The sequence below is a fragment of the Streptomyces sp. NPDC020801 genome (assembly GCF_044334385.1).
Lineage (GTDB): Bacteria > Actinomycetota > Actinomycetes > Streptomycetales > Streptomycetaceae > Streptomyces.
Genome location: NZ_JBIRST010000074.1, coordinates 1 through 1,571, shown reverse-complemented (window position 1 = coordinate 1,571; position 1,571 = coordinate 1). Strand labels below are relative to the sequence as shown.

The window sequence follows — 1,571 nt, the reverse complement described above, 5'->3', positions numbered from 1 at the left end:
GTCACGGCGGAGGCGTACGTACAGGCCAAGGCTGACAGGCTCGGCTTCTGGGCCGAGCAGGCACGTCGGCTGACCTGGGCCAAGGAGCCGGCCGAGACGCTGGACTGGTCGAACCCGCCGTTCGCCAAGTGGTTCAGGGACGGCACGCTCAACGTGGCGTACAACTGCGTCGACCGGCACGTCGAGGCCGGACACGGCGACCGGGTCGCGATCCACTTCGAGGGCGAGCCCGGCGACCACCGCGCGATCACCTACGCCGAGCTCAAGGACGAGGTGTCCAGGGCCGCGAACGCCCTGCTGGAGCTGGGCGTGGAGAAGGGCGACCGGGTCGCGATCTACATGCCGATGATCCCGGAGACGGTGGTCGCGATGCTGGCCTGCGCCCGGATCGGTGCGGCGCACTCCGTGGTCTTCGGGGGCTTCTCCGCCGACGCGCTCGCCACCCGTATCCAGGACGCCGACGCCAGGGTCGTCATCACCGCCGACGGCGGCTACCGGCGGGGCAAGCCGTCCGCGCTCAAGCCGGCCGTCGACGAGGCGATCGACCGCGTGGACAACGTCCGTCATGTGCTCGTGGTCCGCCGCACCGGCCAGGAGGTCGCCTGGAACGGCGAGCGGGACGTGTGGTGGCACGAGCTGGTCGGGCGGCAGCCGGCCGAGCACACCCCGCAGGCGTTCGAGGCGGAGCACCCGCTGTTCATCCTCTACACCTCCGGCACCACGGGCAGGCCCAAGGGCATCCTGCACACCTCCGGCGGCTACCTCACCCAGGTGGCGTACACCCACTGGGCCGTCTTCGACCTCAAGCCGGAGACGGACGTGTTCTGGTGCACCGCCGACGTCGGCTGGGTCACCGGCCACTCGTACATCGTCTACGGCCCGCTGGCCAACGGCGCGACGCAGGTGATGTACGAGGGCACGCCCGACACCCCCCACCAGGGCCGCTTCTGGGAGATCGTGCAGAAGTACAGGATCACCATCCTGTACACCGCTCCCACCGCGATCCGCACGTTCATGAAGTGGGGCGAGACCATCCCCGCCAAGTTCGACCTCGGCAGCCTGCGCCTGCTCGGCTCGGTCGGCGAGCCGATCAACCCCGAGGCGTGGATCTGGTACCGCAAGCACATCGGCGCCGACCGTACCCCGGTCGTCGACACCTGGTGGCAGACCGAGACCGGCGCCATCATGATCTCACCGCTGCCGGGCGTGACCGAGGCCAAGCCGGGCTCCGCCCAGCGCCCGCTGCCCGGCATCTCGGCCACCGTCGTCGACGACGAGGCGAACGAGGTACCCAACGGCGGCGGTGGCTACCTGGTACTCACCGAGCCGTGGCCGTCGATGCTGCGCACCATCTGGGGCGACGACCAGCGCTTCCTCGACACCTACTGGTCCCGCTTCAAGGGCCGGTACTTCGCCGGCGACGGGGCCAAGAAGGACGACGACGGCGACATCTGGCTCCTCGGCCGCGTCGACGACGTGATGCTCGTGTCGGGACACAACATCTCCACCACCGAGGTCGAGTCCGCCCTGGTCTCCCACCCCTCGGTCGCCGAGGCGGCCGTGGTGGGCGC

At 70.1% G+C, this 1,571-nt stretch carries 1 protein-coding gene; it reads left to right on the top strand.

Translation table 11 applies throughout. From position 1 onward, the window contains the following. A partial coding sequence (acs, locus tag ACH4UM_RS41750; RefSeq protein ID WP_398191913.1) for an acetate--CoA ligase occupies positions 1-1,571 on the top strand: 1,571 nt, incomplete at both ends.